This window comes from Myroides odoratimimus, assembly GCF_030326305.1.
Lineage (GTDB): Bacteria > Bacteroidota > Bacteroidia > Flavobacteriales > Flavobacteriaceae > Flavobacterium > Flavobacterium odoratimimum_A.
This window is the reverse complement of record NZ_JACAKB010000012.1, coordinates 69,122-93,472: the sequence shown is the minus strand read 5'-3', so window position 1 is coordinate 93,472 and position 24,351 is coordinate 69,122. Positions and strand designations below refer to the sequence as shown.

Genomic DNA, 24,351 nt, shown 5'->3' with positions numbered 1-24,351 from the left:
TCAGAGCCCTACTATAACTATAAGTTTATTGACTTTTTTTACTCTATTATAGAAATGCTAAAGCTTACTAAAGTTTTAAATATGAGAATATTATAAGCAATCTAAAAACAGGACAAATTACAGTTGTTAAGAATATTAACATTTAGGGTCTTTTAGGAATTTTAAGCATGCGATAAAGCTATTGATATCAAGGGTTTGATGGAGGTTGCTTTAGTGTTGTTCGGAAGTTCTTTGCAAAGTGTTCGGAAAAAGGGGGTGTTTTCCGAACAAACCACAACGGAGACCACATGAATACTCGGTTCGTAGTGAATTTACAGTGTTGAAAAATCGTTAAAATTTTAAAAATCAGATTTTGAAAGCTGTGATTTGTCCTTTCTTTTTGGTGAGATGTACCAGACTTTAAATAGAAGAATATTCTCAATAATAGCCATTGAGTTAAAGCTTTTACCGTAGGCAAAGGTAGTAAAAAAATAGATAGAAGAAAAGAGGGTGTAGGAGGTAAAGGGGAAAAATAGATGCTGTGTCTAAGAGAATTAAGCAATGGGGATTGTTTTATATAACTATTTGAATTGTTGTATTTTGGTTTTGTTATTTTGATTAATTTTATTCAAAGTGTGAGGAAATGCTATTCATGTATTAATACTCTTATAATAGCAAATGATTTACCTTAAATTAAAAAACACTGCTTTATTTAGAATGATACTGTAGTTGTATAGCAGTAATGTAGATGTTATAATTAGATGACATAATGAAGTTAGTGGACTTAGTGAAATATTTCAGAAAAGGAGGGACTTATCAAGACTTTTGTAAGCAGTACTCCCTGAATTTTGATTCAGAGGTTATCGAAATATATATGGAAACACCTTTTCAAATAGATAACGAGCTCTCTTTTTTTGAAATAGAACAGACAGAAGGAGTGTTAGAGTTTGAGGTTAATAATATAGTGTTGTCAAGTTTATTTGATTTCTATGTGTTTCTTGACATGATTGAAGAATCAAATCAAGAGACCTATAAGAATGTAAGCGATCTAGATATTGCTAAAAGACTTATTAGTTATGGTTTTAATAATGCTTGAGGAAAGCAATACTTAATAGATGTTATTTTTATAAAACAAGATGTATGGGAAATAACGGAGAATATTTGTGATAAAAGGAAGATTAAGATAAATAAGATGAAAGAGATTAGTGAAGAGCAATTGCACAGTTTTTTTTTAGAAACTCTTAATTGTAGTGGTACTTTTCTTCTAGATCGTAATGATGATGAAATAGAGTATTTGATTTTTGAAGTATTCGATATTAATGTTCGTACATTTTTTTATTGTGATACGCTTATAAAGCTACTTACTAATAAAAGAATATCAATAGAAACGTATGAGAAAGCAGAGAGAGTTAGAAATCTATATTTGAGTATCGAGGGGACTGACTTATGGAGTATTAAAGGTATAAGAGAAAGTGATATATGGAAAGAGATTTTTAATCTATGTGATGATATAAGAAGAAATGAAATTATAAAAGAATGAATAAGATACAGTTATTTGGTAACCCCTGTAAGGAGATATTGCCAAGAGATGTGTTATCTATATAGTATTAAAAGATTTTTTCTAACATATAGGTAACTATAATTTAACTTGGGCTTACGGACTAAATATTTGAATACCTTTATTTTTACGCATTTTATAAGCTATAATAGTGCCGATGCGTTGGTTTTTTATATTTTTTCTGTTTTCTTGCCTTTCGTTAGGGCAAAATGTCCACTTTAAAACAATCACTACAAAAGAAGGACTATCTAATAATTCTATTAATTGTATAGCAAATCACCCTGATGGGGCAGTCTGGATAGGGACTTGGGATGGGCTAAACCTATTCGATGGTAAACAAGTAAAGGTCTACAAACACGACCCTAAGAATCCTAATTCTATTGGAGGTAATGATATTTATGCATTACTAAGAGATAAAGAAGATCGTTTGTGGATCTTATCTGATGGAAAACAGATTAGTTTGTGGATAAAGGATGATGTATTTCAGAATTATAGTTTTTCTAGTGAGCCTCGTGTATTGAGTTTAGATGAGCAAGGCAATATTCTCGTACAGCTAGAATCAAAAAAGTGGTTCACTTTTAGAGGAGGTCAGTTTGTGTCTGTAGACGCTCGTTATATTGGTGATATGGCAGACCACTTAGTAGAGGATGCTAGAAAGAAATCACCTCAGTATTATGTACAAGCTAGTTTACTAGAAAATATACGAGAGCAATTTCCCGAGTTTATTATCAATGCTATTGCAACAGAAGCTAATGGGAATACATGGATCGGTACTAAAAGTCAAGGTGTTTTTCTGTTAAGAGCAATAGAGGGGGAATATAAGATTATCGAAAACCACAAAGTAGATCCGCAGCATCCTTATAGTTTACTCAGTAATGAGGTGATGGTACTACATATAGATAAGTTTGACAATATATGGGTAGGGACTAAAGATGGTGGAGTCTCTATTCTACCAACGAATAAGGCAAGTCTTGATTATGTGTTTTCTCATTCAGAGAGACAACCTCATTTACCACATGAGACCATCCGCGCTATTGCAGTAGATAAGTTAGGAGGTAGATGGATAGGATATTATACACAAGGAGTGTTCTATCAAAAGAAGCGAAATGAACCTTTCATACCAGTTGTTATCAAAGAATATAAAGAGAATAAGGATTGGAATAGAATACGCAGTTTATACTCGGACTCTCATGGTAATATCTGGATAGGAACCTATGCTGGAGTAGTAAAAATAGAACAGGGCAAACAAGAGTTTTTTCAAGAGGGAATTACCAAGCATTTTATCAGTAATAGAACGTATGCTTTTGCAGAAGATATTAATCATTATCTATGGATGGGGAGCTGGGGAGGTGTGAGTAAGTATAATGCATTGACTAATAAGTTTGAACCTTTTGTTAATCAAGATAAATTAAAGCAATACCATATTCGTCATATTTCTATTCAAGATAATTTATTGATTTTAGCTACTGAAGAACATGGGGTGGTATTCTACGATTGTCGATCTGGGGAGATTAATATCATTAATCAAGAAAAAGGATTGCTAGGCAATAGTGTATTCTCTACTTATGCAGATGCTTTTACAGGTAATCTATGGGTGGCTACTTTAGGAGGAATATCAGTATTTGATACTGACTATGAACTTAAGAAGCAAATTAGAGAAGAAGATGGTCTTCCTAGTCATTTGGTGTATAGTCTTACTCCTTCTCAGGATGATGTTTGGATTAGTACTACTAAAGGAATAGCTTCAATAGACAAACATACTTATAACGTCTTAAACTTTAGTAATTATATTGGTTGGCAAGGACTAGAATTTTCTGAAGGAGCATATAGTCAGAGTAAAAAAGGCTTTCTGCTTTATGGAGGAAATAAAGGCTTAAATATTATAGATCCAGGACATCTGAGAAATGATCAAAAAGCTCCAGAATTTAGAGTCTTACTCAATGAACGTATAGCAGAAGAGGGGAAGGTTAGTTTTTTTGAGCCAGATGAGAATAAATTGCGTCTTACACTCTATCCTATAGGTTTTAATCAATATCCGATTAATCAATTTGAATATAGAATAGTAGGTCTTTTTGACGATTGGAGGGTTCTTCCTCAAAAAGAAGTTAATTTAGATGATTTAGACCATAAACGCTATCAGATAGAGATACGTGATACAGTACAAAAAGACAAGCGTATAGTATATATGATTGCTTTTGAAATCGAAAAGCCTTTCTTTCTACAGCCTTATTTTGTTATTTTATTTGTCATCGCTGGAGGGGTGATTGTTTTATGGCGTGTACGTATCAAGCAAAGGAAAATGAGAAAAAGAGAGATCGAGCTTAAAAAACAAGTAAGAGATCGCACAAAGGAAGTGGAAGCACAAAAGAGACATCTCGCTAATAAAAATGAACAACTTAGTATTCTAAATCAGGAGATACAACAACAGAAAGGAGAATTACTGAATCTACATAGCAAATTAAAGAATGATGACATAGAGATGGAGAATTTCAGAATCTTCTTGTTGTCTAGAATTAAGAAGCCTATTGTCAATACATTGGGGATACTAGAAGAACTTAATGTAGAAGCGACACAAAAGGAGGAGTTGATTAAAGTTTATGATATGGTTCGGGAGTGGAACTATATAGAGCAGGTTAAGGATTTTGATACTATAGAATTAGTAAGCGTAGAGATGACTTCTTTTATAGAGCACCTAAAAGAGGAGTGGGGGGTGATAAAAGAGAAGTATGATGTAGAGGTAGTAGTGTGTAATGAAGTAGATGCTCAGTGGGTAGAAGTAGATTTATTGCGTTTTAAACTGTGCTTGCGTTATCTGCTATACGAATGTTATAAATATTTAGAAGATAATCAGCAGATAACGGTTCGCTTCTATATGAAGAACAATGTTTTACATATTGATTTAGACTCTGTGAGTCATACTTTATTTGCGTTTTGGAATGACAACAGAAATTTTAGTCCTTATTACAGAGCTTTTGAGACTTTATTACAGAATCTAAATGGTAAACTAATGATTAATAGCCAGTCAGTGTTCTCTCTTGGCATATCTATTCCTTTAGTTCCATTAGAAGAGAATAAAGGGATTGAGAAAGGGAATTGGAATGAATTCTTAGAAGAGCTACAAGTGCTCCCAAAGGATAAAAATAATATCCTAGTGTATGCTAAAGAAGAGGATAAGGCAATTGTCAAACAGTTATTAGCTGGACAAGAAGATACTAATTTGGTCTATAATCACAGTGTGAGTAGAGTGGTAGGGAATATAGAGCATTATAAGTATGATGCTTTAGTACTTTATAATATTGAGATGTCTGATCGCACTTTATCTTTATTTGCACAGATTAAAAAACAGGCTCAGAAACAAAGGTTACTTATCTTTTATATCGCAGAGACAGTAGATTATTTTGTACAAGAGCAATTGAGTCAATTGGGAGTTAGTGATTTTATTCACTTACCAGTTGGTAAAACGACCTTAGATAATATGGTTTTTAAGCGTATTCGCTATGATAAAGAAAACAAGGAAAGCAATACACTCCTTTGGAAGACGAACCTAACAGAGGATGTTATAGTGAATCTTTCACCTAATGAACGTTTGTTTAGAAAAGGAATGGAAATGATGAATACAAGATTTAGTGATGCCTCTTTTGGTGTAGATCAATTGACAGTAGAGCTAGGTATTTCTAAGATGAAGTGCTATCGTTTGTTTAAAGAGTTTGTAGAGCAATCTCCTTTAGAAATATTAATTGAAATGCGCTTACAAAAAGCAAAAGTATTAATCGAGAAAGGTGACCTAACGATTTCAGAAGTCTGTTTTGAATGTGGTTTTAACGATCCGAAGTACTTTAGTAAATCTTTTAAAAAGCGTTTTGAACATAGTCCTTCACATTTTAAAAATGACTAGAATAACATGTAGAATAGATTATCCTAGTGTTAACTAAAGGTTATTGTCCAAATAGTACACTACTCTGATATAGAATTAGCCTTTTACTGAAAGATTATTACACTTGACTGAAAGAAAATTACCCCTATATTATACAAAGCAGAAGTACTTTCGAAAGTGAAATATCAATGTAATCAATCTTATGAAAAGACATTTCTTAGTATGGCTGTTATGTATAGGAGGTAGTACTTTCTTACATGCACAAGTGATAGTAAAAGGAAAGGTAGCAGGCAAAAGCGATGGGCTACCTGTTTCTTTTGCTACAGTAATCGCTAATAAGGACAATTCTACTTGGGTAACTACGGATGCCGATGGGAATTTTACGTTAGAATTAGCCAAAGAAACGGGTACTCTTTCTGTGGAGTATTTAGGATACAAAACAAAAACGATCAACTATCAAGGCGCTCAATTAGTAAGTATCCTTTTAGAACAAGACAGCAATATCTTAGATGAGGTTGTTCTAATTGGATATGGAGCTTCAAAGAAAAAAGATATTACCACTTCGATTGCAACAGTGGATAATATTAAGCAAGTTGCCTCTAGACCAGTGTCTAATTTAAGTGATTTCTTACAAGGACAAGTTGCTGGGGTAACTGTAACACAGCAAGGAGGAGATCCCTCTGAGAGCAGTAAGATGGTTATTCGTGGTTCAGGTTCATTAGCTAATGAGGCTCCACTTACTGTAGTAGACGGTGTGCCTTATTACGGACCAGCAATTAGCCCAAATGATATTGAATCTGTATCTATCTTAAAAGATGCGGCTGCAGCTGCAATCTACGGAGCTCAGGCTGCTTCAGGAGTAATTGTAATTACAACTAAAAAAGGAGTAAAGGGAGATCCTAGTGTTTCTTTAAATGTGTATACAGGTTTTTCAAAAGCAACAAATCTACCAACACCATTAGATGCACAAGGGCAAGCTTCTGTATATAATATGGCAGCAGATAATGCAGGAGTTCCTAGACAGTCTGCGCATGATGCTCTACTTAATCCGTGGGGACAAGTGAATAGAACAAATTGGATGGATGAAATCTTTAGAACTGCAGCTATGCACAATGTAGATGCTAGTATCTCTGGAGCTTCTGACCATACGAATTATTTTGCTTCTCTCGGGTATAATAAAAAAGAAGGAACTTTAATAGGAACATTTTCTGAACGTTATAACTTTAGATTAAAGGCAGATACTAAGCTGACTGATAAAGTTACTATCGGAGAGAATGTATATTACTCAAATACGAATGCTATTGGTACTAATACTACAAGTTCTTATTCAGGAAGTGTCATCAGTGCTTTATATATGCCTTCTGCAGCGCCTGTATACGATGCTGATGGTAAATTTGGAGGGGTAGTACCTCATGATTTAGCACAGTTTGCTGGAGCGTATGGAGATGTGTATAATCCAGTAGCATTACTGTTAAGACCTACAACATCTAATCCAACGAATTTCTTAAATGCCAATGTGTATTTAAACTATGACATCGTTGATGGACTATCCTTCAAAACTTCTTATAGTTATGATTACACAAGTAATAAGTATAAGAAATTTACGCCTAAGGCACCAGAGTTAGGAAGAACAAACTTAAATAACTACCTATTAGAAAATAACTACGAAAAAACCCATTGGATATGGGATAACCAGTTGACTTATCACAAGACATTTGGTAAGCATGATGTTAATTTAACAGCTATTCATTCAGCACAAAAAACAAATTACGACTATATTTCTGTTCAAGGAGAAGGTTTTGGAAGTGAAGAATCATTTAACCAGTATATGGGGAATGCCTCTATCATCAGAAAGCCAGTTACAGAGGTGTATGAAGATGCCTTAACTTCTTTGATAGGACGTGTGATGTATAACTTCGATGATCGATATTTCGTATCGGGAAGTTTGCGTAAGGACACTACTTCACGTCTAGCTAAGAATAACCAATCAGAAGTATTCCCTTCTGCGTCTGTGGGATGGAGAATATCACAAGAGAACTTCTTTAATGTAAATGCAATAAGTGAATTAAAATTAAGAGCTTCTTGGGGGCAAATAGGAAATATTAATTCTGTTGGCTATTATTCTTTTGATGTACCACTTAGCAATAGTGATATTATTATGGGAGAAGATGGTATGCTTACAGGTAAAGGAACTTATGTAAACCGTCAGTCTAACCCTAACTTAAAATGGGAAACATCAGAATCTTTTGATATTGGGCTAGATGCTGCTTTCTTTAATGGACGTTTAAACGTAGTGGCTGATTACTTTAGTAAGCGTACTAAAGGGATGATTATTCCAGGATTAGAAGATGCTCATCATGGTACAGCGGCAGCAGATGTAAATGGTGGTGAAGTACTAAATAAAGGTATCGAATTGTCATTGAGTTATAATGATCATATAGGAGACTTAAACTATAAGATCTTTGGAAATGCAAGTTTTTTAGAAAATGAACTAGTAAACTTAAATGGATATAACCAAAGTGGAATAGATTATATCGCTCATGGAGATAATGTTCGTGGGGTGCTTTCTCCATATAGATCTGTAGTAGGTAGACCTCTTTATTCTACTTATTTAGTTCCTTATTTGGGAATCTTCCAGTCGCAATCAGAGATTGATGCGCACCGTTCTAATGAGGGTAAATTAATACAACCTAATGCTAAACCTGGTGACTTTAAGTTTGAAGATAGCAATGGAGATGGTAAGATAGATAATAATGATAAGCAGTTTATGAATGCTTATTTACCTAAGATTACTTATAGTTTTGGTTTAAACTTAGAATATAAAAACTTTGACCTAAGCATGTTCTTCCAAGGAGTAGGTGATGTGAAAGTATTCAACGGATATAAGTTCACAGCTTACAATGCTTCTTTACAAGGATATAATTTAGATAGCCGTGTGATGGGAGCATGGACTCCTGATAACCCGAATGCTAGTCTTCCTAGATTATCTACTAAAGATGATAATCAGAACTATGGAACAACTTCTAGTTGGTACTTAGAAGATGCTTCTTATTTACGATTAAAGAACTTAACAATCGGATATACTATGCCTAAGAGTGTAATGAATAGTCTATCACCAAAATCTAGTTTAAGAATATTCATGTCTGGAGATAATTTATTTACCATTACTGGATATGATGGTATAGATCCAGAAGTAGGAGGTGTAGGAATGGACGTAGCAAGATATCCTGTTTCAAGAACAATATCAGGAGGTTTCTTATTTACTTTTTAATCACTTATAATTATGAAAAAATATAGTTTATCTAAATATAGCTTAGTATTAGGTTTATCAGCAATCTTATCACTAGGAGCTTGTAGTTCTGATTTTACAGAGTTAGATCCAAAAGGAAATACATCTTATGAGAACTTCTGGAAAACAGAACAAGATGCTACAGAGGCGGCTAATAGCTTGTATCAGATGATGATGGAAGATGAAATGTTCGGGAGAGGATTCTTTTGGTATATTAATGCTTCTGATGATATGGTAACAGGACGTCTTAATGCAACAGCAGACAATATCAAAAACTTTAACCTAAATGGGGATGAGGGCTATATCAATGGTATTTATCAAAATGCTTATAAAGTAATCCGAAGAGCTAATGATATCATTGTTAATGTTCCTGGAATGAAAATTAGTGAATCATTAAAAAAGAGAGTATTAGGAGAGGCTTATTTTATGCGTGGTTTCTTTTATTTCTGGCTAGCGCATACGTATGGAGATAATGGAAATAACGGTGGTGTGCCTATTATTACAGAGGCTAATATGTCTCAGCCAGCAGGAAGCTATACAAGGCCAAAAAGCGTGATTGAGAACTATGACCATATCGTTCAGGATTTGACAAAAGCATCAGAGCTTTTGCCTCTTTTTACTTCTTACTCGGCTGATAATTATGGTAGAGCACATAAAGATGCTGCTTTAGCCTATATCGCAAAAACTTATTTATATTGGGCACAATATGACTCTTCTAAGTTTAATGAAGTAATTAAGTATGCAGATGCAGTTACAAATTCTGGATCAGGAAGAGCACTTGTCAATACAGGTAATCCTTCTAAAGATTACAGAGAATTACACAGTGCTTTAAACAACTGGAAGAGTGAGTATATCTGGTCTGTAAACTCTGGAATAGAAGGAGGGAGTATCCTTCCGGGCTGTATGTTAGAGAACAAAGGATGGGGAGCTTATAACGGATGGGGATATTTTACACCTACAGAAGGGTTATATCAAGAGTTCGAAAAAGGGGATGCACGTAGAGCAGTAACGCTATTGGTCTTCGGAGATGAGTTCAGCTACTTTGGGCAAACCAAAAGATACTCTTCAGAGAACTCGATGTCTGGACTTCAGTTTAACAAGTATATGTATGAGTATAGTACAGAAGATGCTTTAGGGAAGTTTATCAATATGAATGGAGATAAACCTACAACGAATTATAATGTTCCTCTAATGCGCTACGCTGAGATCTTACTAATGAAGGCTGAAGCTCAAATCATGTTAGGGCAGAATGGTGATCAGGCATTAAATCAGGTGCGTAAGCGCGCTGGATTAGCACCTAAGAATGGGGCGACGATGACAGACTTAAAACATGAAAGAAGAGTAGAGTTAGCTGGAGAATTTGCAAATAGACATTTTGACTTAGTAAGATGGGGAGATGCAAAAGAGGCTTATGGAAAACCTCTTTATGGAAGAATTCACGAAGATCGTTCTAACCCTGATTCTCCTTATAAGGTATCAGAGGTATGGAAAGCTAGAAACTTTGATTCAAGTTATATGCATGTATGGCCAATACCAAATAGGGCTGTACAATCATCAGGAATACAACAAAACGTAGGATGGTAATTTAATTTCAAAACCAATTGAGGGCTACCTTTTTGGGGCTAGCCCTCTTTTTTATGCAACACAATGAAACGACTTTTTTTATCTATAGCCTTTATTTCGAGTGTTTTAATGGCTAATGCTCAATCAAAAAATTATAAGATACACTCTCATAATGATTATCATCAATCTACTCCTTTCTGGACGGCTTACTCTAATGGAGCAGAGTCAATAGAGATTGATTTAGTCATAGAACAAGGCAAATTATATGTAGCACACGAAGTAAGTTCTGTACAAGTGAATAGAACGATAGAAAGCCTGTATTTGGAATCATTAGAAAAAGCTATTCAATTAGGTATTGGTAAGGCGAAGGGACTTAGTTTTTTAATTGATTTAAAATCAAATGCAAATCAGTCTATGGAGCTATTATTACCAGTACTGAAGAAGTATGAAAGATTAATTAAAGAACAGGAAATTACTTTTGTTATTTCTGGGAATAAGCCAGATACAAAAGTTTTTGAACAATATCCTTACTATGTAAAATTAGATCACCAGAGTTTAACTCCTTTAAAAAATGCAATGCTATGGGAACGAGTAGCCATGGTAAGTCTTAATTTTAAAGATTACTCTGTTTGGAATGGTAAGGGGCGCATGGTAGAAGAAGAAAGACAAAAACTTCAAGAAGTAATAGACTTAGTTCACAAGCAAGGTAAACAAGTTCGCTTTTGGGGAACTCCTGATGGAAAAACTGCATTTAAGGCGTTTTATGATATGGGCATTGATGTTATCAATACTGATAATCCTTACTTAGCACAGACATACTTAAAAAACTTAGATCGTGCTGTATATCATAATACAACAGTATCTGAGGTCTATAAGCCAACATTTGCAAATGATGATAAGGATGTACCTATTAAGAATGTTATTCTCTTAATAGGGGATGGAAATGGGTTGACACAGATATCTTCTTCTGCTTTAGCAAATGGGGGTGACTTAAGTTTACTTCAGTTGAAGAGTGTAGGCTTTATCAAAACGCAAGCAGGGGATGATTTTACAACAGACTCTGCAGCAGCAGGAACTGCTTTAGCAACAGGTCAGAAAACCTATAATCGTTCTATTGGGATGGGTATGGACGGAATGCCTTTAAAGAATATGACGGAGTACCTAGCGCCGTTTAATTATAAAACGGGAGTAATTACCACGGATGAATTAACAGGAGCTACGCCTTCTGCTTTTTACGCACATCAAAAAGATAGAGATGATAGTTCATTAATAGCTCAAGATTTATTAAAAAGCCAACTTTCTCTCTTTGTAGGTGGAGGAAGGAAGTCTTTTAACAATGTGAATCTAAAGCAAGAGTTTACTTTACTAGAGCAAGTAGAACAGCTTAGTACTAGTAAGGATGCTCGTGTTGGTTATTTCTTAGCAGAAGGAGGATTAAAAGGCGTAATAGAAGGAAGAACAGACGTTTTAGCAGAGTCTACTAAACACAGTTTAGACTTTTTGTCAAAAGGAGATCAACCTTTCTTTTTAATGGTAGAAGGAGCGAAAATAGATTCTTATGGTCATTTTAATAATACAGGGGGAATTGTAACAGAGGGAATTGACTTTGATAAAGCGATAACAGAAGCTTTAAAGTTTGCAGATAAAGACGGGCAAACCTTAGTTATTATAACAGCAGATCACGAGACAGGCGGTTTTGCAATTCCACAAGGAGATGTAAAACAAGGCATTATTGAAGGGGATTTCATCTCTCATGATCATACAGGAACTATGGTGCCTATTTTTGCTTATGGACCTAAATCGGGTGAGTTTAGAGGAGCTTATGAGAATAATGAAGTATACCATAAGATTATAAAACTCTTAAATCTTGATAACTAATGAAGCGCTTATTAGTAGGTATAAGTCTTATTATAACTAGTGGAGCTTGGGCTCAAGGGGCACAAGTAAAAGGTAGAGTTTTTGAAGATAGCAATCAAAATAGGCAATACGATAAAGGAGAACCTTTGTTAAAAGATGTTTTGATTAGTAATGGTAAGGATTTAGTTGTGACTAATACTAAAGGTGAGTATAAGATCAACAGTTTAGAGCAAGGGCAAATCTTTTTAATCAAGCCTTCAGGATATCAGTCTCCTTTGTCAAAGTCTAATAAAGTTGAGTTTTATATTCCCTTTGGAGAAGAACATAGGAGTTATGATTTTCCTGTGTATAAGCAAGAGGAAGGTAAACCTCTAAAGGCTGTTTTATTGGGAGATTTGCAGTCGGATGTAATGGATGATATTCATCACGTAGAAAAACTCGTGGTAAGCGAATTAGCTACCACACCTCCAGATTTAATCTTTCCTCTTGGAGATTTAGCTTTTGATCGATTAGAGGTGTTTGATCCTTTATCACAGGCATTAGGTGTAATCGGTAGCCCTATATATTATGTAGTTGGAAATCATGATTTAAACTTTGGATCAGGTCTAACACTTCAAGATAGAGATAGTAGTTATAAGAAAGCTTTTGGCCCATCTTATTATGCATTAGAATATGGAGAGGAGCTTATTTTAGTACTTAATAATATACTACCTGTAAATGACAAAGAATATATAGGAACAATAGATGAGGTACAAAAAACTTTTATACAAAATGTACTAGCTCGTTATGCTTTAAAGTATGATAAGGTAAAAGTGATGATGCATATTCCTATTGAGTTTATGGAAGATAAGCAAGAGTTTCTAGACTTGTTTAAAGAATATAAAGAAGTCTTTGTAGCTGTAGGACATACGCATACACAGTATCATCAGTACTTTAAAAGAGATAATAAAAAACCTGTACATCAATTAGTAGCAGGAGCTGTTTGTGGTGCGTGGTGGCAAGGGCCTCATGATATCGAAGGTATTCCTTTTGCTATGATGTATGATGGTACTTGGAAGGGATACTGGACATTAGAAACACAAAAAGGAAATTATAATTTGTCCTATAAAGTATCTGGTAGAGCTGAGGATAAACAGATTCAGATTTGGACTCCAGAAGTACAAGAGTGGGATAAGAGTTTAGAACACTTAAACGATGGATATATCTATGCGAATGTATTTGCGGCAGATCTAAATACAGATGTTGAAATAAGCTTTGATGGTGTAATTTGGCAAAAGATGGAGTATTATGAAGGCGTAGACCCTCATTATACCCGTTTAATAGAACTACAGAATCAAGGGCGATATAAAAATATGAAAACTTCTCCTTTAGTAGACGCTAAAAGGAAGAGTAAACATTTATGGCGTATGCCAATATCAAAGGGGTTAAAAGAAGGCCCTCAGTTAATTAAAGTAAAAGCTATTGACCCTAGATACGGTCTTAATCATGTGGAGAATCGTGTCTTGTGGACCCCAAAATAGTTTTGTTGTAAGAAGTTGTTGTTTCAACTTTTTAGATTAGTAGTGTTTGTATTGGAAGGTGGCCTGGCGAGGTCACCTTTCTTTTTTGATTCCCATTTAAAAGCACAAAGTAGGTTATTTTAAAAAAGATTGATTTTTTAACTTTTATAAAATAATAAAATTGATAATTAGCTGTTATAATATACATACTAGTAAAAGTTGCGTAGCTATATGCTTAACTTTATCTTTGTATGCATAGGAAATAAAGAGATTTGCATAAATTGCTTTTGGAATAATGTTTTAAAATGCTATAAATTCTTTATTTTAGATAATTTAATTGAGAACAGGAATGATAAAAAAAGGTTTATTATTAATTGCCTTATTATTGAGTAGTTCTTTTGTATTAGGACAGAAGAAATATTCGGAGTTGACGAAAGAAGATTATTTAAATGATTTTGATATACTTATTAATATTATAAAAAAGCAACATCCTAATCCATTTCGAACTATTAGTGAAAAGGACTTGGATGCAAAAGTTGCAGAGATAAGAAAAAAACTAGAAGAGAATCCTTCTTATGCTAATTTCTTATTATCTAATCCGATTCCTTTAATTCATGATGCTCACTCTTCATTGAGTACAGATAGTACCGTTTTTGAGGATTTTACAAAGGAAACTTCTTTTTTTCCAATTAATACAATTGTCTATGATGGAAAGGTGTTTGTGAATCAACACAACCCTACTATACCTGTAGGAAGTATTATTACAAAAGTAAATGATGTAAAATCAGAAGATTACTTAAAGCGTATTAATGTAACCACGGATGGAAGTATAGAAGCTGATGATGCAAAGGACTTTTCGTTCTATGTGTCTTTAATGAGTCCTGAGCAAGAGTATAAAATCACTTATCTTGATAGTCTAAATGCTGTAGAGAGTAAAGAAGCTACACTAAAGGCAGTTAATTATGCACGAAACTATTACAATGTACAGAAAGCTATATTGCCAGTAGATATCATTAGTTATTCTTATGGAATCTATGGACAGAAGGTCAATGACGATACATACTGCTTAACAATTAAGACTTTTGCTTTTTCAGAAGAGTTCGCCTACCAGAAGTTAAGTTCTTTCTTTGAGAAGATTAATGAAGAAGGAGTGAAGAATTTAATTATTGATATCAGAGGTAATGGAGGAGGATATCTAAGTAATATTCCTTTGTTTTACTCTTTTATATCACAAGAAAAAGTGTTTAAGAACAATTACAGATATGCAACTAAGGTAATAGACATCAATGTACGTGAGAATCTTATAGATGCTAGTGGTAGACAGTATTCTGATATGGATATTAAGAATATGAATAACTTTATGTTCCAGAGATATGACAAGAGCGAGGTAGAAGGAGATGAGTACTATTATGGTAATAATCGATTAGACGAGTCTTATGTAGAGAACTATCCTCGTGATCGTTATTTCTTTGAAGGGAATACGATGTTATTAATAGATAATAACACAGTGTCTGCAGCAGCCTATTTTGCTTCTTTGTTTAAAGAGAATAAAAGAGGGATTATTATAGGACAGGAGACACGTACATGTAGTAACTTCACTACTGCATCATGGTTTATTAATTATAAACTGCCTAATACGCAGACAGTGGTAGATTTGCCTCGATCAGAAGTGTTCTTTAATAATTCTATCAGTACAGAGAAGGGGTGTAGAGGAGTACTACCAGACTATACTGTAGATGAAAAAGGTTTTTATAGAAGTATCTTAAACGAAGAAGACCCTGAACTTACATTTGCTTTAGATTTATTAAAGAGACAAGCTCAGAATGAAGAACAGTAATTAAGAATACTCTAAATAAATATAGATATAAAATATAGAAGGATGACTCAAGCAGTCATCCTTTTTATTATATGTTTTTTGTAAGTTTGATTATTAATAATATAAATAGAGAACCATGTTAGATCTAGTGATTGGAATGTCTATTACACAACTAATCCTTTTTAGTATAGTATTAAATATACTGTTCTATGGTGTATCTATTGGATTGTATTTGACTCTAAACAGATGTAAGAAGGGAGAGTATATCCAAGAAATAAAACAAGAGATTACCAGAAGAGATTTAATATTATCATTTGTTGTTTTACTGTGTAATGCAGGCGTTTTTGTATTAGGAGTAGGGCTGTATAATTATGGATATATTCATGTTCTAGAAGGTAGCTCTATCACTGTTATAGCTCTACAAACATTAGGACTAGTGATCGGTATGGACTTTCTGATGTATGTATTTCACAGATTAGCTCATATCCCGATTTTTTATCCATTAGCGCATCTAAGACATCATGAGCACAACAGTGTTAATGCGATAAGTTTATTTGTATTACATCCACTAGAGGCTATTGGTTTTGGTCTATTGTTTATCTTGCTTTTGTGTATATATCCCTTTGACACTTTTTCGATAGGATTTTATTTACTTATTAATCTTATTTGGGGAACTATAGGTCATATAGATAAGGATGTGTTTAAGAATACTTACTTTGAACGTTGGACACGAGATATACTGTGCCTTACCTTGTTTCACAATATTCATCATCAAGATCCGAACTGTAATTATGGTTTTTACACATTATTATGGGATAAACTTTTTAAAACGTATCGAAAAGTATAGTAAATGTCTTGTAAATGTTTGAATATTAGTAGGGTACTCTTTTTTTTGCTATCATTATAATGATGTGATTTACTTGTTCCCATTTGTAAGGTGTTGATATATAATGGTGTCTATATCTATATAGTGGTTTATAACTATCTATTTAATTGTTTTTGGAAACGTAATTTTATTTTTTTGTCATTTGAAATTTGTAAATTTGATATTCATGGTTTTAGACAAGGAGTTTAGGATTATGCATACTATGTTATTTAAAAAGAAAAATATGAAAAAGGGTATTGTAATATTGGCACTAAGTATAGGAGGAGTACTATATGCGCAAGATCATACTACAGTGACAGATTTTATACATAGAGATACTCTTAAGTTGAAGAATATTAGTTATCTAGTAGAGACTTCTACTGTTAATGATAGTTTGAAAGTTGTAGAGAAGGCAGCGTCATATCCTAATACACTAACTATGCTAACGGATCGATTAAAGTTTATTTCACTTTATGATCAGCAAGCTAAGGCATATATAGATGTAGAGAACAAACAAGATACAATACAAGTAAACTCTATATATATCGATGGTAAGATGCATAAAGGATTATTAGTAGAAGAAAATGTTTCTAATGATCTTGATATTGTCTATTATGAAGATGCTATTCCGAGATATCGTTATACTACAGATCATGATTATCATTACTACACGCTATTATCTAGTGAGTTAGATAAGAACGATTCTATACGTGGACAGTTCTATGATTTACATGAAGGGAGTCTATTACCTTTAAAGCAAGACTATGTAGATGGACAATGGGTAACAACATGGCAGAAAGACTTAGAACAGCAAGAAGTAGTGATAAATGGCTTATCTACACCTGTTACCTTATTTTCTTCATTAGACAATAAAAAAGAGCGCATGTTATGGAAAATAAAGGATGAACACGAGGTCTTACATTATGTTTTTTTACAGAGAGTAGGTAATGTTCTCTTAGTATATGAACAGACTTGTCCTACAGTAGAAGGAGAAGAAATATATTTAAATATTGCCTCTATCATTAATGTTGGCTTTGATAAGAAAAGAGTTACCGCAAGGACTAATGATAAGGAATCTATCTCTGATGTTTACTTTGAAAACTTTGGTAAACGCGATTGGAAAAAGCCTAATCAGTATGTTTTTGATTATTATAGGAGATCTGATAAGAAGCTTGTACGTGCTCGTGCTGTACTAGATCCAACTGTGATGAGTAATAAGGTGTTCTCAGACTTTATAATCGCTTTAGTGAATAATCCAGAGTTGTTTAGAAGAGATGTTCATTTAAAAGACTTTACTTTTGAAGATGTATTGAGTAAACAAATTCTAAGATTAAATTCTGCGATTAAGCCAACTCACATTTTAGACGAACAGAAATAAAATAAAAGAAGTCAACATTTAGTTGGCTTTTTTGCATTTAAGGGATTAGAAATTAAGCTACTATCATAGAAGGTAAAAACTAATCTATTTTAACAGATTTATCTTTTTGTAGTACTCGTCATTTTGTACCTTTAGCTTGAAAAATTTATTATCGTAATGACATATTTAGAAAAATTATCGAAGATACGTTCACTGATGAAGGAGAGAGGTATTGATGGATATATTATCCCGTCTTCAGATCCACATATTAGTGAATATTTACCAGATTATTATAAGTGTATAGTTTGGACATCTGGTTTTAGTGGTTCAGCAGGAACATTAGTGATTACACAAGATTTTGCTGGATTATGGACTGACTCTCGTTATTTTGTACAAGGACCAGCACAGTTAAAAGGATCTGGTTTTGAGTTAGTAAAATTAAAAGTTCAACATGCACCAGAGTATGTTTCATGGTTAGGTGAGAAGTTACAGGCTGGTAATACAGTTGCCTTTGATGGTAATTTAGCTTCATTAGCAGTAGCAAATGCTGTAAATACTATATTAGGTCCTTTAAATATCAAGGTAGATGGTCATGTAGACTTATTAGATATAATATGGAATGATAGACCAGCATTGCCAACAGAGCCAGCTTATACATTACCTATTTCTATTACAGGACAATCTACACCAGATAAGATAGCAGCTGTACGCAAAGTTTTAAAACAAAAAAGAGCGACATGTCACCTAATTTCATCTTTAGATGATTTAGCTTGGGTATTGAATATAAGAGGTACAGATGTAAAATGTAATCCTGTTACACTAGGGTTTGTGTTTATCAGCCAAGAAAAATCAATCTTATTCATTGATTCTAAAAAATTAGATAAAGGTACAGCTGAGGAGTTACAAGGATATGGTATTTTAATCAAACCTTATGAGGAGGTAAGAAATTACCTAAAATCACTAGGAACAAGCGAAACTATCTTATTAGATCCTAAGCGTACTTGTTTTGCTACTTATGATTCTGTTCCTGAGGGAGTAACTATCTTAGAGGATATGAACCCGTCTACTATGCTAAAAGCAGTGAAGAATGAAGTAGAGTTAAATCATGAGAGACATGCTATGATTAATGATGGTGTAGCACTGACGAAGTTCTTTAAATGGATAGAAGAAAATGTAGCTTCTGGCGAATTATCTGAGATGAGTATTGCAGATCATTTAAGAGGATTACGTGCAGAACAGCCAGGTTTTAAAGATATTAGTTTTGATACTATTGCTGGATATAAAGATCACGGAGCTTTACCACACTATAAAGCAGAACTGGATAGCAATTATAAGTTAGAGGCTAAAGGATTGCTATTAGTAGATTCTGGTGGACAATATGAGACAGGAACTACAGATATTACGCGTGTAGTATCTTTAGGGCAGTTGACTCAAGAAGAAAAAGAAGATTATACTATTGTTTTAAAAGGAACTATAGAAGGATCTATGGCTATCTTCACTAAAGGTACTAGAGGATATCAAATCGATGCTATAACACGTCGTCCTATCTGGGCTACTATGCGCAACTATGGACATGGTACAGGTCATGGAGTAGGATTCTTCTTGAACGTACACGAGGGGCCTCACACTTTTAATGGTGCTGCAGTAGATATTGCGATAGAGCCAGGAATGATCAGTTCTATAGAACCAGGATTATACAGAGAAGGTAAGCACGGTATTCGTATCGAAAACTTAGTAGTATCTAAGGATTTAGCTTCTAATCAATTCGGTGATTTTATGGATTTCGAAACAATCACAATCTGTTATATCGCAACAGATTTAGTAGAGAAGTCACTATTAGATCAAGTACATATTGATTGGTTAAATAACTATAATCAATGGGTGTATGAATCTTTAGAGTCAAAATTATCAGCTGATGAAGCTGCTTGGTTAAAAGAAAAGACAAAAGCAATTTAAGTTGCACATAAAAAAAGGTTGATTCATTTGAATCAACCTTTTTTGTTTTTTATTATGCTTGTAATATGTTTGAGTAGCGAATAATAGGATTATATCCGTTACTTTCAAATTTTTTGTACTTGGTGATTAATGACTCAGTAGAGTTAAAACCACATACATCAGCAATCTCCTCGAATGAATTCTTCGTAAAGAATACAAGTTCTAAACTCTGTAAGTACTTTCTCTTATCATAAAAAGTAAGGTACTCCTCTCCAAAGAAATAGATGAAATCATTATTAAAATCTACACTAGAGATATTCTTCTTATCTAATGCATCTTTAAGTGCCTGTGGTGTTGTTACTTTACTTAACGCTAATTCTCTATAAAGCTTTACGTACTTAGCCTTGTCTTTCATATAGAAGTCTACTTCTAATAAAGAATCAATGCGTTTGTTACGAATGTTTAAGTAGAATAAGTTTAGAATGAGTTCTCCTGTTTTAGAGTTTTTAAATAAAGTTCCTCCTAAGCCACATAGTCTATTCTCTCTATTTAAACAGTTAAATTTAATGTAATGATAAGTATCTTCGTTCAGTCCTTTAGTTAAAAAGGGAAGATCACCTAGCACTACTTTCAAAATCTGCTGTTGAACATTAGATTCGAACTTGTCAAAGTTAATATCTCTTAGTGGTTTAAAATTTTTATCCAATACTAATGAGAAAGCTTCTGCATATTGAACATTGTCTTTCTCTTGTTGTATAGTTGCATAGTTTAAGTGAACTAATGACTTATACAGCGTAGTTGTCATTGAATCAAAATAATTGTAGTGAAATCGTTGCCAAGCTAGAGAATGCTTGTTAGTTTTAATGTTGAGGTTAGTAAATTTCTCTACGAATACCCCCAGAACATCTGAGAGTTCTTCAAATAATTCAAGTGTCATAATAAGTTGTTTGATTAGTTAGGTTTTGTTAAGGACAATTTAAATAATTTTTCTATAAAAACAAACAAGAATATTTTAATTTAAATATTTATTCTTGTGTTAAAATTATTAATAGCTAAATGTTTATGGCATACTATTGCATTATAGTCAATAGAGGGATATGGCTTAATGTCTGTATAACCGTGGTGTTTAGAAGAATTTAGTATTGAAATATAAAGTAGGAAAAAAAGGTTATAAGGAATCTATATAAAATGATTTTAAATACTTGAATGACCTAAAAAGAACTGTTTTTTCTCCCTTTGAAAACTATAATTTTTTATAAAAACAGTGTTTTGTACTACTATGAATGTATTTATCTTGCTTAAAGATGTCTTTTAAGTTTAATAAAATGTGATTTCTGTACAGAAAATAAGCTTTATCAGCAGTAGTAAAGATGAAAATTAGAATCGAGCTGATCTATGTTATCTTTAAACGAAAACCTGATTATAGATAAGATCTTTTAAATAAGAGGAATTATAAAAGAATAGAAGGAATACTATAAGACTGTATAGAACTAAGTAGGATTATTAACAGTGATAGCAGGACTAGACATTTGAGTCCTTAGTGAGTCCGTTAAAACAAACATTATAACGGAGTCACTAAGGAAATAATCTGTTGAAAATTTAGATCGATTAGCAACCTTGTCATTAGAAAATAGAAATAGGTATAATAGATATAGTAAGTAGTTACTTTTTAGTATAATCCATTTGTTTACTAAACCATTGTTCTCCGTTTGGTAGATCAAAACTTCTCATAGGAACATCAGCAAAGGTAAAGCCTATTTTTTCATAGCATTTAATAGCTCCAATATTCCAATCAAAAACATTAAGGGTAACAGAATCACTTTGGATATCATTTAGACAATAATCTACAAAGGCTTGCATCATCTTTTGCCCATAACCTTTTCCTCTATTATTTCGATCACCTACCACTATACGAGCTAGTTTAGTAGCATTATTCTCCATCAAAATAATTTCGCCAACTCCAATTACAGTGTCATTATCTGTGTCAATTGCTTTAAAGAATAAAGAGTTTTCTACTTTCATAAAAGCTAAGACTTGATCTTCTGTAAGAGGGTGTGTAAATGCAGTTCCTCCAAACTGTAGTAGTTCTTCTTCCGTAAAATTCCAATCTATAATTATTTGGGCATCCGTTTTGGTAAATGGTTTTAGTATAATCATTTGTTTTAGTTTGAATCGCAAATATATTGATATCTCCTTAAAAAAGGAAGCGGTTAGGGGATATAGAAGGACTTTGAGAGTAAATAAAGTAAGGTATAGAAAGTAACTTAATCAAAAAATATCTAGAATAACAAGGTGCAAAACTTATAAAAGTAGTAAACTTGTATAAAATACATTAATATGGCAGGTAATACTTATGGCAATAGATTTAGAGTAACTACTTTCGGGGAATCTCATGGAGTAGCAATCGGTGGTATTATAGACGGTTGCCCAGCAGGAATAGAGTTAGATTTAGAACAAATTCAGTTGGAATTAGACAGACGGAAACCAGGTCAATCTAAGATAGTTACACAGCGAAAAGAAGCGGATGAAGTAAAGTTTCTTTCAGGAATATTTGAAGGGAAGACAACAGGTACTCCTATAGGTTTTATAATTGAAAATACAAATTCAAAATCAAAGGATTATGATCATATCAAAGATATTTATCGTCCAAGCCATGCAGATTATGTATATGATGAAAAATATGGACATCGTGACCACAGAGGAGGTGGGCGTAGTTCTGCTCGTGAGACTGCCAGTAGAGTAGTAGCGGGAGCAATAGCAAAGCAAGTATTAAAAGAAATAAAAATAACAGCTTATGTGTCTTCAGTAGGAGATATTGCTGTTGAGAAAAAATACAGTGAATTAGATTTTAACGAGATAGAGAACAACCCTGTTCGTTGTGCTGATCCTATTAAAGCAGTAGAAATGGAGACTTTAATTAAGGAAGTAAAAAAAGATGGGGATTCTATAGGAGGAACTATTATATGCGTGGTACAGAATGTGCCTGTAGGATTAGGAGAACCTGTGTTTGACCGACTTGATGCTGATTTGGCTAAAGCTATGTTAGGGATCAATGCTGTTAAAGGAGTAGAGTTTGGTCGTGGTTTTGAAGGGACAAAGATGAGAGGTAGTCAACATAATGATTCTATTCTTTCTGATGGCTCTACAACAACAAATAATGCAGGAGGAATCGTAGGCGGTATAAGTAATGGAATGGATATCTATTTCAAAGTTGCTTTTAAACCAACTGCTACCTTAATGAAAGACCAACAGTCTATTAATACAGCACATGAGGTGGTTACTGTACAAGGGAAAGGAAGACATGACGCGTGTGTATTACCACGTGCAGTACCTATCGTAGAGGCGATGACTGCAATCACTCTTCTAGATTTTTATATCGAACAGTTTGGTTTCAAAAGAAAATAAACTTTAAAAAGTTAAAGTAATAATTGTCCCTTGTTCTAACTGAGAAGTAATATCAAATTGAATACGATGTTGCTCAAAGATGATAGTAGCAAGGGACAGTCCTATACCACTACCTTTAATATCCCCTACATTCTTACCTCTATAGAATGTTTGTTTTATAAAAGTAAGTTCTTCTTCAGAGATACCTTTTCCATGGTCTTTTACCTTTAGCTGTAGCCTATTGTTATATAGAGATAGCTCTACTGAAACAGGTTTACTATTAGAATATTTTACAGCATTTTCAACAATATTGTATAATGCTAGATGGATTAGAGTTTCGTTACCTTTATACTCTAGTTTAGTGAAGTCATCTACATTTATATTTATCTCTAAGGTAGTCTGTAGTTCTGTTAGCTTATCCTGTAACGCTTCATATATAGTCCAGATTATCTCGTCTATTCTAAATAGACTAGCGTCTTTATCCGTATTCTTTAGACCTGATAATAAAAGTAAGTTACTTAAGATATTCTCTATCTTGTACACATTTTGTAAAGCCTCCTTGACTACTTGATTATATTCTTCAGGAGAACGTTCTTTCTGAGCAAAAACTTCTAGGTTACCACTGATAGCAGTAAGGGGAGTTTTAAACTCATGAGAGACATAGTTAATAAAGTTCTTTTGAATCAAGAATGTTTCAGATAGTCTGATTAGTAGGTTATTATAAGTAGAGATTAATTCTTCTAATTCATCATTTGTTTTCGGTACTTCTATCCCGTTTTCTAAATTAGAGTAGTTTACCTCATTTACCTGTTGCACAATATTCTTAAGAGGCTTATAGGCGATATTAGAGATGTATTTACTTAAGAAATAAATGGCTAGTAATCCTCCTACAAGTACAATGCATAGGATAAGAATAAGGCTTCTCATCTGATTCATAAAGTCATCTGTAGACTCTCTCGTATAGACTACAAAATCCCCTTGATTATCAGGGTAATATATTCCGTAATAAAAAAAGTCATTTGCTTTAAATCGATGTGATTTATCTGTTCTCGTTTTGCTTAAAATAGCGTTTGTCAGTACAGGATCATTAACTAGAGCTCCATAGGATAACTGATTACTAAAGTTATATACAGCTACATTTTTAGATTGAATAGTTGCTCTAAACTCTTCTTTTACAACAGAATGTTCTGTATGAGATAGCTCGTCTTGTTCTAAGTAATATATTGCAGATAGTAGAGTAGTATTCTTCAGATTGTTAAACACAGACTCTTGTGTCTTAGAGAAGTAAGCTAAGAATATAATAAGTGATGCAATAAAAAATACTATACCGAATACTATAGTACTGTATGTGGTAAGACGAGTGCGTAAATTCATA

15 protein-coding genes are annotated in these 24,351 nt (G+C 33.4%); 12 read left to right on the top strand and 3 right to left on the bottom strand.

Annotated elements, in window-relative coordinates; genetic code table 11:
- Positions 1-748 precede the first annotated feature (748 nt).
- From HX049_RS10540 to HX049_RS10490, 11 genes are all read left to right on the top strand, one after another.
- Complete coding sequence (locus tag HX049_RS10540) at positions 749-1,075, top strand: hypothetical protein (protein ID WP_286415767.1); 327 nt, start codon at positions 749-751, stop codon at positions 1,073-1,075.
- A 96-nt stretch (positions 1,076-1,171) separates the two neighbouring features.
- The gene (locus HX049_RS10535) at positions 1,172-1,519 is read left to right on the top strand and encodes a hypothetical protein (RefSeq protein WP_286415766.1); all 348 of its coding nucleotides are present in this window, start codon (positions 1,172-1,174) and stop codon (positions 1,517-1,519) included.
- 175 nt (positions 1,520-1,694) lie between these two features.
- Entirely contained in the window at positions 1,695-5,432 is a 3,738-nt protein-coding gene (locus HX049_RS10530; protein ID WP_286415765.1) for an AraC family transcriptional regulator, read from the top strand.
- A gap of 181 nt (positions 5,433-5,613) precedes the next feature.
- A complete protein-coding gene (locus HX049_RS10525) occupies positions 5,614-8,682 on the top strand; it encodes a SusC/RagA family TonB-linked outer membrane protein (protein WP_286415764.1) in 3,069 nt (1,022 codons plus the stop codon).
- Between the two features lie 12 nt (positions 8,683-8,694).
- Positions 8,695-10,284 (top strand): RagB/SusD family nutrient uptake outer membrane protein, encoded by a 1,590-nt coding sequence (locus HX049_RS10520; protein ID WP_006258980.1) that lies wholly within the window; start codon positions 8,695-8,697, stop codon positions 10,282-10,284.
- Positions 10,285-10,347: 63 nt separating this feature from the next.
- On the top strand, positions 10,348-12,141 hold the full coding sequence (locus HX049_RS10515; RefSeq protein ID WP_286415763.1) for an alkaline phosphatase: 1,794 nt from the start codon (positions 10,348-10,350) through the stop codon (positions 12,139-12,141).
- Entirely contained in the window at positions 12,141-13,640 is a 1,500-nt protein-coding gene (locus tag HX049_RS10510; RefSeq protein WP_286415762.1) for a calcineurin-like phosphoesterase C-terminal domain-containing protein, read from the top strand. The genes HX049_RS10515 and HX049_RS10510 overlap by 1 nt, the downstream gene beginning before the upstream one ends.
- A gap of 328 nt (positions 13,641-13,968) precedes the next feature.
- Entirely contained in the window at positions 13,969-15,456 is a 1,488-nt protein-coding gene (locus tag HX049_RS10505; RefSeq protein ID WP_016649484.1) for a S41 family peptidase, read from the top strand.
- Positions 15,457-15,571: 115 nt separating this feature from the next.
- Positions 15,572-16,282, top strand: coding sequence for a sterol desaturase family protein (locus HX049_RS10500; RefSeq protein WP_286415761.1), 711 nt, complete (start codon positions 15,572-15,574; stop codon positions 16,280-16,282).
- A gap of 262 nt (positions 16,283-16,544) precedes the next feature.
- On the top strand, positions 16,545-17,678 hold the full coding sequence (locus HX049_RS10495) for a hypothetical protein (protein WP_286415760.1): 1,134 nt from the start codon (positions 16,545-16,547) through the stop codon (positions 17,676-17,678).
- Positions 17,679-17,834: 156 nt separating this feature from the next.
- Positions 17,835-19,613 carry an aminopeptidase P family protein gene (locus HX049_RS10490; protein ID WP_286415759.1) on the top strand — a complete coding sequence of 593 codons (1,779 nt, stop codon included), beginning with the start codon at positions 17,835-17,837 and terminating at the stop codon, positions 19,611-19,613.
- Positions 19,614-19,665: 52 nt separating this feature from the next.
- Here HX049_RS10490 and HX049_RS10485 read toward each other — a convergent pair whose 3' ends face one another.
- Positions 19,666-20,529, bottom strand: a complete 864-nt coding sequence (locus tag HX049_RS10485) for a hypothetical protein (protein WP_286415758.1) — start codon at positions 20,527-20,529, stop codon at positions 19,666-19,668.
- Between the two features lie 725 nt (positions 20,530-21,254).
- Positions 21,255-21,749 carry a GNAT family N-acetyltransferase gene (locus HX049_RS10480; RefSeq protein ID WP_286415757.1) on the bottom strand — a complete coding sequence of 165 codons (495 nt, stop codon included), beginning with the start codon at positions 21,747-21,749 and terminating at the stop codon, positions 21,255-21,257.
- Positions 21,750-21,929: 180 nt separating this feature from the next.
- Between HX049_RS10480 and aroC the strand changes: the two genes are divergently transcribed.
- Positions 21,930-22,997 (top strand): chorismate synthase, encoded by a 1,068-nt coding sequence (gene aroC, locus HX049_RS10475; protein WP_286415756.1) that lies wholly within the window; start codon positions 21,930-21,932, stop codon positions 22,995-22,997.
- 3 nt (positions 22,998-23,000) lie between these two features.
- On the opposite strand, the gene HX049_RS10470 is transcribed toward aroC, so the two are convergent.
- The gene (locus HX049_RS10470) at positions 23,001-24,350 is read right to left on the bottom strand and encodes a HAMP domain-containing sensor histidine kinase (RefSeq protein ID WP_286415755.1); all 1,350 of its coding nucleotides are present in this window, start codon (positions 24,348-24,350) and stop codon (positions 23,001-23,003) included.
- Between the last annotated feature and the right edge of the window lies 1 nt (position 24,351).